The organism is Parahoeflea alexandrii, assembly GCF_027214025.1.
Lineage (GTDB): Bacteria > Pseudomonadota > Alphaproteobacteria > Rhizobiales > Rhizobiaceae > Hoeflea > Hoeflea alexandrii_A.
This window is the reverse complement of the sequence record NZ_JAPWHB010000001.1, coordinates 407,447-419,745: the sequence shown is the minus strand read 5'-3', so window position 1 is coordinate 419,745 and position 12,299 is coordinate 407,447. Positions and strand designations below refer to the sequence as shown.

Genomic DNA, 12,299 nt, shown 5'->3' with positions numbered 1-12,299 from the left:
AGAGCGGCGGGGTCGGCTCAACCCTGATTTTCAGGCATCTATTCGTTTGCGGCCCGCGTCAAGGTCACAAGCCGGCTTTCCAGCGCTTCGACACAAGCGGTGATCTGCAGGGCGAGTTCCCGCAGCCGGTTGATTTCACCGGACATTTCGTTGACTGCTATGGAAATCCCGGGCGCTTGCGGGGCTTCTCCGGCGCCGCTGATCAGCCAGGCTGGGGACACGCCCAGAACGCCTGCAAGCGTCATGATCTTGTTGGCGCGCGGTTCGGAGCGGTCTGATTCCCATTCCGCCAGCGTCTCGTCGGTCACGCCGATCCGCGAAGCCGCATCCTCCAGCGTCAGACCGGCAAGATCGCGGGCTCGCGTAATTCTGCCACCCAGCGTATCGCCATCATCATAGGTGTCCGCTGTCATGTCATCCATCAATGTATTCCCTTTGAAACTTCGGACCGGTTGGCCGGAATGCGCGAAACACCACGCGCGCGGCAGGTCGCGTCCACAATGTGAAGCCTATGCATCGACCATGTCGTTCCTGTGAACCGTCGGTCGCACGAGTTGCATCGGCGATGGGGTGATCCTCCACCGGACGTCACGTCCGCGGTGCCCCTGGATCAAGTGTCACTGCGAAGTGAATGCCGGATCGATCGGATCGGGGTAGGGGTTTCCGGTCCGGCGCCGCCAGTATCGGCCATTGGCTGCACGCCGTCCAGTGTGCCGTCGCGCATTAATTCATGCGCTGCCGGCCGGATGGTCCGGCCGGTCATCCCGGGTCGGCCCGAAAACCGCCTCGAACGCATCGCGCAGTCTTATGTCGGCCTCGTGCATGGGGATTGGCAGTCCCAGGTCGACCAGGCTGGTCACCCCGTGCGCCCGCACGCCGCAGGGCACGATGCCGGAGAAATGCTCGAGTTCCGGATCGACGTTGATGGCCAGGCCGTGGAAACTGACCCATTTGCGCAGGCGGATGCCGATGGCCGCGATCTTGTCCTCCGCCATCGAGCCGTCGGCGAGCCGCGGCTTGTCGGGCCGGCGCACCCAGACCCCGACCCGGTCCTCGCGCCGCTCGCCGGTGACGTTCATGCTTTCGAGCGTACCGATGATGACGGCCTCGAGCGCCGAGACGAAGGCGCGCACATCGGGCCGCCGCCGCTTGAGATCTAGCATGACATAGGCCACCCGCTGGCCCGGCCCGTGATAGGTATACTCGCCGCCACGGCCGGTGGCATGCACTTCGAACCGGTCAGGCGCCACCAGGTCTTCGGGTTTGGCGCTGGTGCCGGCGGTGTAGAGCGGCGGATGCTCGACAAGCCAGACCAGTTCATCTGCCTCGCCCGCCGCAATGCGCCCGGCCTCCGCTTCCATGAAGGCCACGGCGTCCGGGTAGGGGGTCAGTCCCTCCGATATGCGCCATCTGACCGGTGGATTCGGGCCTTGCGGGAAAAGCCGGGTCTCAAGTGTGTCACGAGAATTCATGGCTCCTGTCTAGATCCGTTCTGGCTCAAAGGAAACAGCCTTGATCGTCCGCAGTGTTGCCGTGTCGCTGTCCGGCGGATTGTTGCCTTGCCCGGCAGCAGCAGCCCGCGCGGCTTTCAGCGACTGTTGTTCTGGATCTTGCGGCCCGCTGACCTGTGAAAGGAAAGTCCGCACGGGAATCAGCCGGTCGGATTTTCTCGCAGTCCCGGGCCGATGGCGCCGAAGCCGGCACTCTTCATCTTGGCAGTTTCGCGACCATCGTGCGCCTTAGCTGCGAGGCATTTGGGAAAATCGCAGTCATTGTCCGGCGCAGGGCATCTTTTCCCCTTGAAAACACTGATTTTCCATACGCTGTCGCGGCATGTGATTTTTGTGACGAATGCGCTTGTGCAGCGCATGCCCATTTGCTACATGCAGCGCGCCGGACAGGTTTCGGCTCTACCACGTGCGGTCGTGGCGGAATTGGTAGACGCGCAGCGTTGAGGTCGCTGTGGGGCAACCCGTGGAAGTTCGAGTCTTCTCGACCGCACCATTACTCTCCTGATCATCTGATTTTTTTGATGGTGAGGGACGAGTTGCTGCAAGGTGCGGGGCCTTGGTGATCCTCAAACGTTCCATTCCCTGCCTTGCCGGCCGTGTCCGGTCAACGGATTTTGCGTGAAGTGCCGCCGGTCCAGCCGAAGACAGGCTCAAATTCCGCGATTGTTGCGCCTGCCTCCGCGATTCGGATCGCCGCCAGCTCGCGGATTCCATAGGGCGATTTTGGCGATGCCTGCGGCCTAGCAGGCCTTGCGGAACAGGTTTCCGGAGCTTTCCTTGATCAAGGGCAGTTCGCGCTCTCCCATCCCTCCGGCCCTTCTTATGCTCCCTCACCAGAAAGCAATGTCCTTCCCCGCTTCCGGCTGCCGCATCTGACGGCTGTTATCCGCCATTCAGAACCGTGAGCACAAGGACGCTGGCGCGCCAGCAAGCTGGTACATCCTCGCGCTCAGAACCATGGGCTATGATTGTGCAGTCCTGGATGAGATCGGCATGCATCGTCATCGCGACAGCACCGGCATTATGCAGGCGTGCGCCGGCCGCGAATAATCGATGACAGCGCTGCGTTGCCTCGAGATGCTGTGGCCAATGCTCGTGCTCGGACCTCTCCAGACTTTTGGTGGCGAGCGGCTTCAGCGCCATGTCACCTTACTCTGAAGCAATTGACACAGACTTCCGCGGCTTGCGTGGATCGTTCAGCAACGCCAAGCACCGTCCGGTATCGCCAGAGTGGTGGATCGTTTCAGCAATACGAGAAGCGGGAACTCTATGATGTTGCGCGGCCACTCCCGGAAGTTGCGGTTGCGCTCGTCCGGCTTAGACGGTTTTGGGCTCAGCGAATTCGTGATGTTGTCGATTGCGTAGATCTGATCTTCCGGCTGGTATCGGCTGACGGTGGCTGCCGCGTTGAACGGGTTCAGTGAGAGCTTGTGCGGGCAGCCGTCGCGCAGTACGCCCATAACGTCGATGATGGCAGCTTTTCGCCCCATCCGCGCCAGCATGTCTGCTTCCTGGGCTGCCATCTCAACGTTGTTGCTATCGAGCACCAGAACCGCCTTGTGCGGTTGCGAAGGGCTCGAGATGCGCTGTTCAAGCCGATTTGCCGCCCATATCCCAATATATGTCGACGAACACAAAATCGACGCTGGGGGAGTTGTTGGACAGGGAATGGGGCGCGTGACGCGGTATGTAGGCGACGTCGCCATGACCCAGCGTGGTTTTCTCGCTCCCCAAAGTCAGAGTCGCTTCGCCCGATACGACGACAAAGCACTCTTCCTCATCGTGGTCGTGTTCAGGTATTTTCCGGCCCGGTTCGAGAACCACCCAAGTTGCGCCGTACTCGGTCAGAGGGCGCTTTGTCTCAACCCGGTTTGGCCAAGGGAAAAGCCGGTGGAGTTTGCAATTATATTCATCGGTAAATTTCGCATTCTGGTGACGGCGCACGTTGCTTTCCAGCGTTTTGCCGCCTTCACTGCATTTTCCAAATTGCGTGTTTCCTGCTTGGTGCTGCACTGCCGGTCTCCTTATCGAGTTGGACTGAACTGGATACGATACTAGCGCTTCTTCGAGCGGCGATCTCGCCGGAACCGGACGCAGCCAGGCCCGCCCTGTTTGCATCGGGAATGAAATTGCTGCTGGCGGCCAATGCGTAACCGGCATAGGAGAAAAACATGGCCAGTACGAGATTGACCGGACGGACAAAGCGCTGATAGCCGATCACCGTTGCCGGGGTTGAAAACGCTACGGCGTAGAAAAAGTAGGCAGCGAAAGACATGACGCCTACGCCAATAACTATGGTCAATCCGATCCAATATGGCGTTTGCGGGCCAACGGCGATCGACAGGACCGCAATCCATGTAACCGCCGCTTTCGGATTGGTCATCTGGATGAGGAGGCCCCGCGCCAGATGGTTTGACGACGACCGGGACATCGCTCCGTCCCGAGCGGCGCCCGCGGTACTGCCGAATACGGCCTTTAGCGCCCGGATGGCGAGCCAGAAGAGATAAATTGCCCCAGCGGCGCGCACTGTGCCGAGCAACCCGGCGTTCGTTGCAATTAATGATGTGACGCCTGCGAGGGCCAGCGCGCCCCAGATGAACGAACCGGATCCGACGCCGAACGCGACCTTGGTCGCGGCTTTTCGGCCGTGGCGCATCGCTGTGTCAATCACGACAATCATGTTGGGTCCAGGGCTCAGAATGGCCAGACCAAACGTGCCGAAAACAATGAGTATTGACGTCAGATGGCTGTCCATGACGATGATCCTTCGCCTTGTTGCAGAAGAAAGTGGAGGATGAATACGCGCACCGCGCGGGAGGCTTCGCCTAATCTACGAAACGGAGGCGATGCAATCGATCTCGACGTGGAACGGTCCGTGCCACTGGCTGCCAAAAAGCAATGTCCTCGCCGGCGGGTTGTCGGGAAAGTGTTGATTGTAGATTGTCTCAACGGTCTGGAAATGTGCGGGATCGTCAATATAGAGGCCGCAACGCAGGATATCGTCCATGGACGATCCTGCCGCCTCCAGACATAGCCGCATCTGCTTGATTACGACTTCCACCTGCCGCGCAAGCGGGGCTTCAAGTATCGCGCCGGTTTCAAAATCGTAAGGGGGGAGATTGGACACGAACACCAACCCGTCATGCCGGACAGCGGCGGGCACCTTGACCCCCCGTCTCTCCGCGAATGTGGCGATTGGTTCAACCCTTATGATTTCCTTCTGCATCGCCAATTCCTCCACGCATTTTCGAGAGCGCCGCTTGTGAGCGCAGGTTCCCCTTGGTTGTTCATTAATTATCGTGCCGCCATCCGGACATGTCACGGCAAGATGGTTCGGTCTGGGTCGAACCAACCCCGGGTTGCGGGAATCTGAGATCGCAGGCATGATCATGCCATGGAAGCTGCCACAAACATGGTTGAACTCGGGGCTCTCGTAGGCGACCGTGCGCGCGCCGCAATGCTCGCCGCACTGATGGGCGGACAAGCGCTGACCGCGACAGAACTCGCTTCGATCGCGGGGGTCTCCAAATCCACTGCCAGCGACCATCTTGGCAAGCTTGAGGGCGCCAGGCTTGTCCGTTTCGACAAGCTGGGGCGGTTCTCCTACTACAGGATTGCGTCCCCTTTGGTGGCTCGCATGCTGGAGAGCCTGATGGTAGTTGCCGCGATAGAGCTGCCTCCGCGGTTTTGTCCGCAAAGCGCCCATGACCGGCAGCTCCGCTTCGCGCGAACCTGTTACGACCACCTTGCGGGTCGGCTCGGCGTGGCGATCACCCAGTCCATGATTGAGCGCAAGCTGCTTGCGTTGTCTGACGACGGCGGCGAACTGACCGAACGCGGCGAAGCATTCCTGCAGGCTTCAGGAATCGCACTTTCGCTTCAGACAAGCGGCAGCAGATGCTTCTGCCGGCCTTGCCTCGATTGGAGCGAGCGGCAATTTCATATTGCAGGACGGCTGGGAAGCGGCATTTGGCATCACTGTCTGGACAATGACTGGTTGGCGCGAATCAAAGGCACACGGGCAGTTGATCTGACCGCTTCGGGTCACAGGGAAATTCCTCGGCTCTTTGAAATCGATCTTTCGGCGATCGTCAACGCAACCTGAGAAAGTCGCGTTCAAACCTATCGGTCTGAACTTCAACGTTGCTGTATTCATTCAAGCTGTCAAAGCGCCGCGTATCCGATCGGATGCACAAAAGACACCGTATGTGCGCAGCCTATACTGCTTTCCCGTTTTGCAATGGACTTGCTTGCCCAGTCGGATCTCATGTCCGGCCTAATGGCGGGTGATGCGTGCTCCCGCGTATGTGACAACCGTAATCACCGTCTTCAGAAATACAATTTATTGTTGCTTTATATAAATAAGCAATCATAGGGTGCTGTGACGACCGGATATGGCCAGCGGTCTTTCCTCCGGCGCGGCATCCTTGTGTTGAAGCTTCCGGGGAACTCGGAATATTCACTGAGGAGGGATCGGGATGGCATTGGTATCGACCACAGGCGCGACGATCAAAGATGTGGAACCCTGTGTCGCCTTGCGGACGGGTGCTCAATATCTCGATAGCATCGCAAAAGATCGTCAGATATTCATCCATGGCCAAAAAATCTCCCGATGTCGCGATGATGCTGAACTTGCAAAATCAACTCGGCTGCGCGCAGATATCTACGATCTGCTAAGCCATCCTGAGCAAATCGGGGTGACCGGACGTTACGACGTTGCCCTTGGAGCGGTGGTTTCACGTCTTCATAGCGCGCCAGTCTCAAAGCAATGCTGGCATGACAAGTTGTCCATCCTGGACATGATGTTCCAGAAACTTGCTTATCTGCCTTGCCGGGTTGGCGATGAGACCATTCCCGCCGTTTGGTCGATGATGGATGGGCTGGAAATCATTGCTGAGAAGAACGCCGGATTCGCAGCCAATGTCGTCCGTCACTACCATCACATACTCACGCACGACCCCTATCATGTGTCCGGCAACGCCGATCCGAAGACCGACCGCTCGGCCGCGGCGCAAGCGTCCGGCAAATCCAACCTGTTACGGTCCGTGGGGGAGACGAGTGAGGGTATTGTTGTCCGGGGGGCCAAGTATGAAACCGGAGCGGATATTCAGCATCATTTTCTCCGCGACCTGGTGACGCCGCGAAATCCCCAAAGCCATTTCGGGTTTGTCAATTTTCTCAAGATGAAAAATCGGCTTTTCGACTTTCTCAACCTGGGGATTCCCTATGCCCTCCGGAGGGACTATGCGGACTATGTCCAATGGGTAGCCGGGCATTTCGAGGAACGGGTTAGATATGGGCAATCGGTGCGCGACATCGTGATTGGGCGCGACCCGCGTGATCCATCCATTCCTCTGGTTGAAATACACACGGAAGCGGGAGATATCTTGCGCGCGCGGTCCCTGGTGCTTGGGACCGGGCGAACGCCGCGCGTCCCTGACGCCTTCCAGCCGCATATGGGAAAGCGCATTGTCCATTTCACACGCTATCTCGAAACCGTGCGGGGATGGGGTGATGATGCGGGAATCAATTCTGTTGCCGTTGTTGGCGGCAGTCAGAGCGCGGTCGAGATCATTCTCGACTTATCCAGGCGGATGCCGGACGTAGAGATACACAATATCCAGCGCGGATTCGGTTTCCGCCTGAAAGATACCAGTCCATTTACCGAGCACGCTTATTTTCCGGATTTCGTTGACTATTTCTACAAGCTTGGCGAACGGCAGCAGCAGGAGCTGACACAGGATCTCTGGCGTAGCAATTACAGCGCCGCCGATCACGACGTCATCAGTCAGCTCTACACGCAGCTTTATGAACAACGATTGGCCGGCCGCAGCCGTATATCCCTTCATCCGCATAGCCAGACCAAGCGCGTGCACCGGTGCGCGACGGGCGGCCAAGTGAAGATTGAACTTGAAAACCCGCTTCTCGGCACCCGCTCTGATGTCGTGGTCGACGCAGTGATCCTTGCGACTGGGTTCAGAAATTTCGGAGATGGAGCAGATCAGGAGCTTTTTCCGCACCTTCTGAAGAACATTGCGCCGCTCGCGCGCGTCCGTGAAAGCGGAGCGCTTTGGATATCGAGGGACTATCGCATTGTGGCGCGGGACGAGACTGCGCCTTCCTTGCCGCCAATTGTTCTGAACGGCCTGTGCGAAACCACGCATGGTTTCGGAGACGCCGGTTCATTCAGCCTTCTGGCCTTTCGTTCATGGGCTATTGCGGAGAGTCTTTGCGCTTGCATCAGCCAACAAAGGCCAATGGGCGGCTGCAACGCTGGAGCGGCCAGACACCAGGTATCGGTGCCATGATTTGAGCCAGAATGCGCAGCAATAGGTGTTGATGGCGGCGAGGCGGAGCCTCATTTTGCACGGACCGTCCCGCGCCGATTTTGTCGGAGGCTCCAACCCCTGAGCGGGATGGAGCATCATGAAAGGCTGATCGATCCCGAAACCTGCAATCGCGTTAAAAAGCGGATCAACGGCGATCCAGGGTTCCCGCCCGAAAAGACATCAGCGAGGACCTCCCGCTATGTGGCTTCATTGCCTGCCACGATTGCGCCAAGCAGCTTGATCTTGCTCCGACTGGCCCAGCCCCGTATTTGGCCGGGCCCGGGTGACAAGGGCTTCACAATCTCTCGCGCCGCTGCATCCAACTTACTGAGCTTGTGGGTAACTTCCGGCGAAGCTATGGGCGGCTTCCCCGCTTTTTTAGTTCTTCGAGGATAGAAAAGATCCACGCAGTTTCTAGGTTCGTCTGATCACCTGCGCCATCAAACAATTGCTTCGGCGAGATATTTTCGTGCTTGCATACCTTCGACACGAAAAGGGACAGAGGCCTGGTAGGCGGCCGTCTGTCCCTCAAGTCAGTGCTGTTTTGCGAGGATTATTCGGCGATGACGGCGCGTAGCATCCAAAGCGCCTTCTCGTGGAAGGTGAGGCGGGCGGTCAGCATGTCTTCGGTGACGACATCGTCGTTGTCGCCTGCGGTCGCCGCGGCCTTGCGCATGTCGCGCACGGCCTGTTCATGCTCCCTGATCAGGTCTGCGACCATGTCATGCGCTGACCCCTGGTCGACGTCGGATTTGGTCGGCGCGAAGGACTTTGCCATGTCGAGATTGACAGGCGCCAGGTGACCGAGCGCGCGGATCCGTTCTGCGATGATGTCGGTTGCGCCAAACAGTGCATTATAGTGCTCTTCGGTCAGTTCGTGGATCGGCTTGAAGATCGGGCCGACCACGTTCCAGTGGTAGATGTGGCTCTTGATCGTCAAACGGTAGGTCGCGGCCAGGATCTCGGAGAGATCCTTCGCCATGGATGTGCGGTAATCGGCCTTCAGCCCGGTGTTGATCCGGTCGTTCGAGGCCTCGGGTGCGAGACTTGTAATGGCGGTCTTGGCCATGGTCGGCTCCTTTCTGCTGGGTCGGATGGTTGTGGGTGGGACTAGGCGGTTGCGGACAAGCCGGACATCGACTCATGCACCGGCAGCGCGCTCGACTCGATGAAAGTTGAGCCGGTGTCGTCTGCCATGACGCCCCAGAGCACCCATCCGGCGATGAGGGCGAGGACCAGGCTGATGCCGAGGATGACGAGCACCGGCTTGCCCTGCCGTGCCTGCCGGACTTTGATCGGATCGATGGGTTCGTTCATGTTCATGTTCCTTTTGCAAATCGGTCTGCCAGGCCTTCGCCGTTTCAGTTGCGGTCGGCGCGCGCCAGGGATCCGGCGACTGCACCGATCACCAGGCCGGCGAGGATTGCCGTTGTCTTGTTGCGGGCAATGGCGCTCGAGGCCGTCGAAACGGCCAATGCCGAAACGTTGCTGGCCATTGCCGCACTCATCCGGCGCCGGGCTCTGAGACGAAGCAGCGAGCGGATGACCAGGGCGAGTGCGGTCAGGAGAACCGCCAGTCCAGCAGCCGCCAGCAATCCGGCGATCAGGCCGTGGCTCTCTGAGATGAACAGCGCGAACGCGCCGAAGAGTGCTGTTGTGGCCATCAGCGTCATCAGGCCTATGAAGCCCAGCAGAAGGGCGTCACGGCGCAACTGCCGGGCTTTTGCGCCGGCAATTGCGGAGACGATCGAGGTGAGTGGGAAGGCCGCTTGCATCGGCTTAACGGCGCATCAGGAATGCGGCGAGGAAACCTGCGGCCACTGCGACGCCGAGCGATTGCAGCGGGTTGTCACGCACCGTCGTGCTGACTTGCTTCTCCGCGCGGGAGTACTGGCTCGACAGGTCTCCAACGATCTTCTCGCCGGTCTTGAGCAATTCGTCGATCTTGTTCTCGGCCGCTTCGCGGGCCACGCCCGATTGAACCGCGCCCGCGCCGGCAAGCGCTTCGCCGAGAGCGGCGAGATCCTCGCGGATACGGGCGGCGCGCTCTGCGATATCGTCAACCGCCGGATTGGAGTTCGAGCGTGTGGATTTGCTGGTAGCAGCCATTGAGAATTCTCCTTTTATGAGTTCACCTGATCAACGCGCCGGTGCCGGCAAAGTTCCCCGTGCGCAAAGAAAAAGGCCGCCGGAATATTCCGGCGGCCTTCTCGGTCTGGCGTTGCTGTCGGGCCGGTTAGCCAGCCGGAACAACCAGGATGATGCTGTCGCGCTGGGCGTCCCAGTCTTCCTTGGAATATTCCTTCTGGGCTTCGAGCTGCTCCTTGGTGAATGGAGTGAAAATGGTCAGTTCACCATCGGCATTTGCCATGATCTCCAGGTTTTCAGGTGAGATCGCGACCTGCTTTTCGCCCATGCCGAGGAAGCCGCCAACATCGAGGACGAAGCCTTCGACGGTGTTGTCGCTGGTCAGCAGCACGTCGCCGACTTCGCCGATGTTTTCGTCATTGGCGCTGTAGACCGTGCGGCCCATCAGGTTTTCGGCGCTGAGCTCATCGGTCATCACCGGGGTCATGGCCGAGCGGTCGATGCCCATGGTTGGCTCGGTCTTCTGCTCGGCGGTTTCGACGGCGCTGGTGCCATTCTCGACCCGTTCCATGGTCGCGTCCTCGCCGGTCTGGCCCGTGCCTGTTGCCATGTTGTTCATGGTGGTATCAACAGCGGCGGGTTCGGACTGGGCTTCAGTATAGACCGCTTCGCGATCAAACGCCGGAGCCGCTTCGAGCTGTTCGCGCGTCATGTTGGCAATCAGCCAGCGCTGGCCATCACGGTCGGCCCATTCAATGGTGCCGTAGTCGACTTCGACATCCTTCTGGCCGATGCCCAGGAAACCGCCGACACCGATGACGACGGTTGAGATTTCGCCTTCAGGGCTGACAACGAGGTCATTGATATCGCCGATCGACTTGGCGTCTTCAGCGGACGACTCGTAGACTGCGGAACCGATGAGGTCGCTCGCAAGCGTCGGGTTGCTCACGGCGACGTCGGAATCAGCCGATGTGATCGTTTCGGTGGTTTTCGTGGCAGCACCTGTGTCCGTCGTTGTCGTGGCGCTTTGTGCGAAAGCCGACGTGGTCACAAGAGCGGTGAGGGCCGTGCTGGCCAAAAGCATCTTGAACATGATAAATTCCTCTTTGCATCGAAAGGTGCCCGCCGGGCTGGACCGTGTGTGAGAGCGCTGGGCCGGCTCGGCGGCGTGTACAGGAAACAAACGTTCGCCCCTCTCCATTGTTCCCGCTGGCGTCAGTTTTTTTTGTCCGGAGTGTGAGTGGCGTGGGTGCTGCGGGTCTGCATCGGAAAGGCATTCCGGATCACGGCGTAGCTGATCAGCAGGAACGGCACGGCGAGCAGGCCGCCGGCCGGCCCCCATATCCAGATCCAGAACGACAGTGACAGAAAGACGAAGAACGGGTTGAGCGTGACCGACCGTCCGATCACCTGCGGCGTGACAAACTGCGCCTCGATCATGTTCAGGCTCAGATAGGCGGCCATGGGCAGGAAGATGGCCGGCGGGGAGTCCCATGTCGCCAGGCCAACGCCAATGAGGATCAAGGCCATCGCCGCAGGGCCGATATAGACGACGTAGTTCAGGCAGAACGCCAGCATGCCCCACAGGAACGGCTGCGGCACGCCAAGCAGCCACATGGCGCAAGCGGTCGCGGCTCCGAGGCCGGCATTGATCACCGTAATCGACAGCAGGTAGCGGGAGACGAACCATTCGGCGTCCCGGAACATTCGCGCGGTTCTCAGCCGCGAACGGCGGCTGAAGCAAAGCGACAGCACGCTGGTGCGGATCGAATGGCGGGTTGCCAGAAAGAAATAGAGGCTCGCCAGGAACAATACGATCTGCGCCATCAGCGCCGGCGCCAGCGTGGCGATCTCCTGAACGGTTGAGGTATCTGCAATGTCGACGGTCATCTGCGCCTTGCCGCCGGCGATGGCGCGGATCTGCTCCTGCACGCCGCCAAGCGTGTCGAACACCGTGCGCCAATTCAAGAGGTGCCGCTGCATCTCATGCCAGATCTCCGGCAGCCTCTCGGTCCAGATCGACAGCGGCATGGAAAACAACGCCACGGCCGAACCGATCAGCCCAAGGAAAAGCACGACAACCGTCGCGGCGGCAAGCGAGGCGGGGATGAACCGCTCCAGCGCCGAAGCCACGGGCGATGCCATCAGTCCGGTAACGACGGCGAGGCAGACCGGTGCCAGGAAGGCTTGGCCATAGTCGAGCGCAGCGAGCGTCGCGAGCAGACCGGTGACAATGATGGCAATGCGTGCGGTCGACTGCAGGCCGGCATCCATGCCGGACTTGGCAGCGATCCGCACCACCGGCGGCTCCATGCGATACAGACGCTTCATGCAGAGTTCCCCTTAAAGGGGGACAATGCGACAGGCGGCG

General features: G+C 59.6%; 15 protein-coding genes and 1 tRNA gene. 3 read left to right on the top strand and 13 right to left on the bottom strand.

The window, feature by feature from the left end:
• Positions 1 to 38: 38 nt before the first annotated feature.
• Positions 39 to 422, bottom strand: a complete 384-nt coding sequence (locus O4H62_RS02015; protein ID WP_269385473.1) for a helix-turn-helix domain-containing protein — start codon at positions 420 to 422, stop codon at positions 39 to 41.
• A gap of 306 nt (positions 423 to 728) precedes the next feature.
• Positions 729 to 1,472, bottom strand: coding sequence for a lipoyl(octanoyl) transferase LipB (gene lipB, locus O4H62_RS02010; protein ID WP_269385472.1), 744 nt, complete (start codon positions 1,470 to 1,472; stop codon positions 729 to 731).
• 447 nt (positions 1,473 to 1,919) lie between these two features.
• Between lipB and O4H62_RS02005 the strand changes: the two genes are divergently transcribed.
• Positions 1,920 to 2,004 (top strand) — tRNA-Leu (locus O4H62_RS02005).
• Between the two features lie 389 nt (positions 2,005 to 2,393).
• Here the strand turns inward: O4H62_RS02005 and O4H62_RS02000 are convergent.
• From O4H62_RS02000 to O4H62_RS01980, 5 genes are all read right to left on the bottom strand, one after another.
• Positions 2,394 to 2,654: a hypothetical protein gene (locus tag O4H62_RS02000; RefSeq protein ID WP_269385471.1), complete on the bottom strand. Its 261-nt coding sequence runs from the start codon at positions 2,652 to 2,654 to the stop codon at positions 2,394 to 2,396.
• Positions 2,655 to 2,707: 53 nt separating this feature from the next.
• A complete protein-coding gene (locus O4H62_RS01995) occupies positions 2,708 to 3,058 on the bottom strand; it encodes a hypothetical protein (protein WP_269385470.1) in 351 nt (116 codons plus the stop codon).
• 43 nt (positions 3,059 to 3,101) lie between these two features.
• The gene (locus O4H62_RS01990; protein WP_269385469.1) at positions 3,102 to 3,524 is read right to left on the bottom strand and encodes a cupin domain-containing protein; all 423 of its coding nucleotides are present in this window, start codon (positions 3,522 to 3,524) and stop codon (positions 3,102 to 3,104) included.
• Entirely contained in the window at positions 3,481 to 4,266 is a 786-nt protein-coding gene (locus O4H62_RS01985; RefSeq protein WP_269385468.1) for a LysE family translocator, read from the bottom strand. The genes O4H62_RS01990 and O4H62_RS01985 overlap by 44 nt, the downstream gene beginning before the upstream one ends.
• Before the next feature lie 75 nt (positions 4,267 to 4,341).
• Positions 4,342 to 4,737, bottom strand: coding sequence for a RidA family protein (locus O4H62_RS01980; protein WP_269385467.1), 396 nt, complete (start codon positions 4,735 to 4,737; stop codon positions 4,342 to 4,344).
• 168 nt (positions 4,738 to 4,905) lie between these two features.
• On the opposite strand from O4H62_RS01980, the gene O4H62_RS01975 reads away from it, so the two are divergent.
• Positions 4,906 to 5,616 carry an ArsR/SmtB family transcription factor gene (locus O4H62_RS01975; protein WP_269385466.1) on the top strand — a complete coding sequence of 237 codons (711 nt, stop codon included), beginning with the start codon at positions 4,906 to 4,908 and terminating at the stop codon, positions 5,614 to 5,616.
• A 373-nt stretch (positions 5,617 to 5,989) separates the two neighbouring features.
• A complete protein-coding gene (locus O4H62_RS01970) occupies positions 5,990 to 7,819 on the top strand; it encodes a SidA/IucD/PvdA family monooxygenase (RefSeq protein WP_269385465.1) in 1,830 nt (609 codons plus the stop codon).
• 574 nt (positions 7,820 to 8,393) lie between these two features.
• Here O4H62_RS01970 and O4H62_RS01965 read toward each other — a convergent pair.
• From O4H62_RS01965 to O4H62_RS01940, 6 genes are all read right to left on the bottom strand, one after another.
• A complete protein-coding gene (locus O4H62_RS01965; protein ID WP_269385464.1) occupies positions 8,394 to 8,909 on the bottom strand; it encodes a Dps family protein in 516 nt (171 codons plus the stop codon).
• A 41-nt stretch (positions 8,910 to 8,950) separates the two neighbouring features.
• On the bottom strand, positions 8,951 to 9,157 hold the full coding sequence (locus tag O4H62_RS01960; protein ID WP_269385463.1) for a hypothetical protein: 207 nt from the start codon (positions 9,155 to 9,157) through the stop codon (positions 8,951 to 8,953).
• Between the two features lie 44 nt (positions 9,158 to 9,201).
• Positions 9,202 to 9,615 (bottom strand): hypothetical protein, encoded by a 414-nt coding sequence (locus O4H62_RS01955; protein ID WP_269385462.1) that lies wholly within the window; start codon positions 9,613 to 9,615, stop codon positions 9,202 to 9,204.
• A 4-nt stretch (positions 9,616 to 9,619) separates the two neighbouring features.
• Positions 9,620 to 9,949 (bottom strand): DUF883 family protein, encoded by a 330-nt coding sequence (locus tag O4H62_RS01950; RefSeq protein ID WP_269385461.1) that lies wholly within the window; start codon positions 9,947 to 9,949, stop codon positions 9,620 to 9,622.
• Positions 9,950 to 10,076: 127 nt separating this feature from the next.
• On the bottom strand, positions 10,077 to 11,021 hold the full coding sequence (locus tag O4H62_RS01945; RefSeq protein ID WP_269385460.1) for a PRC-barrel domain-containing protein: 945 nt from the start codon (positions 11,019 to 11,021) through the stop codon (positions 10,077 to 10,079).
• Between the two features lie 122 nt (positions 11,022 to 11,143).
• Entirely contained in the window at positions 11,144 to 12,259 is a 1,116-nt protein-coding gene (locus O4H62_RS01940) for an AI-2E family transporter (RefSeq protein WP_269385459.1), read from the bottom strand.
• Positions 12,260 to 12,299 lie beyond the last annotated feature (40 nt).

Excerpts from the sequence above, each read along its gene's own strand:
- O4H62_RS02015 (WP_269385473.1), bottom strand. The coding sequence starts at position 422 with ATGGATGACATGACAGCGGACACCTATGATGATGGCGATACGCTGGGT.
- lipB (WP_269385472.1), bottom strand. The coding sequence starts at position 1,472 with ATGAATTCTCGTGACACACTTGAGACCCGGCTTTTCCCGCAAGGCCCG.
- O4H62_RS02000 (WP_269385471.1), bottom strand. The coding sequence starts at position 2,654 with ATGGCGCTGAAGCCGCTCGCCACCAAAAGTCTGGAGAGGTCCGAGCAC.
- O4H62_RS01985 (WP_269385468.1), bottom strand. The coding sequence starts at position 4,266 with ATGGACAGCCATCTGACGTCAATACTCATTGTTTTCGGCACGTTTGGT.
- O4H62_RS01980 (WP_269385467.1), bottom strand. The coding sequence starts at position 4,737 with ATGCAGAAGGAAATCATAAGGGTTGAACCAATCGCCACATTCGCGGAG.
- O4H62_RS01975 (WP_269385466.1), top strand. The coding sequence starts at position 4,906 with ATGGAAGCTGCCACAAACATGGTTGAACTCGGGGCTCTCGTAGGCGAC.
- O4H62_RS01970 (WP_269385465.1), top strand. The coding sequence starts at position 5,990 with ATGGCATTGGTATCGACCACAGGCGCGACGATCAAAGATGTGGAACCC.
- O4H62_RS01965 (WP_269385464.1), bottom strand. The coding sequence starts at position 8,909 with ATGGCCAAGACCGCCATTACAAGTCTCGCACCCGAGGCCTCGAACGAC.
- O4H62_RS01960 (WP_269385463.1), bottom strand. The coding sequence starts at position 9,157 with ATGAACGAACCCATCGATCCGATCAAAGTCCGGCAGGCACGGCAGGGC.
- O4H62_RS01955 (WP_269385462.1), bottom strand. The coding sequence starts at position 9,615 with ATGCAAGCGGCCTTCCCACTCACCTCGATCGTCTCCGCAATTGCCGGC.
- O4H62_RS01950 (WP_269385461.1), bottom strand. The coding sequence starts at position 9,949 with ATGGCTGCTACCAGCAAATCCACACGCTCGAACTCCAATCCGGCGGTT.
- O4H62_RS01945 (WP_269385460.1), bottom strand. The coding sequence starts at position 11,021 with ATGTTCAAGATGCTTTTGGCCAGCACGGCCCTCACCGCTCTTGTGACC.
- O4H62_RS01940 (WP_269385459.1), bottom strand. The coding sequence starts at position 12,259 with ATGAAGCGTCTGTATCGCATGGAGCCGCCGGTGGTGCGGATCGCTGCC.